At 60.9% G+C, this 274-nt stretch carries 1 protein-coding gene; it reads left to right on the top strand.

Going from position 1 to position 274, the window contains the following annotated elements; translation table 11 throughout:
* Positions 1 to 274 (top strand): type 2 periplasmic-binding domain-containing protein (locus Ga0451573_RS19190; RefSeq protein ID WP_231685794.1); only part of this gene is annotated, 274 nt, incomplete at both ends.

The following is a 274-nucleotide window of genomic DNA, read 5'->3' as shown; positions in this document are numbered from 1 at the left end:
AAGGCGAACAACATCACCTACGAGATCGTCTCGTTCGAACGCCCGGATGAAACCATTGTCGCGCTGAACAACGGCCGCTGCGATGTCTACACGACGGATGCCTCCGCACTCTACGCGCAAAGACTGACCCTGTCCGACCCCGAGGGGTTCATGGTGCTGCCCGAGATCATTTCCAAGGAGCCGCTGGGACCGGCGGTGCGCCAGGGCGATGACCGCTGGTTCAACATCGTCCGCTGGACGCTGTTCTCGATGATCGAAGCGGAAGAGCTGGGCA

The organism is Phosphitispora fastidiosa, assembly GCF_019008365.1.
Classification (GTDB): Bacteria; Bacillota; Thermincolia; order Thermincolales; family UBA2595; genus Phosphitispora; species Phosphitispora fastidiosa.
Note: the sequence above shows the minus strand (reverse complement) of the source record. Positions and strands in the feature narration are given on the sequence as shown.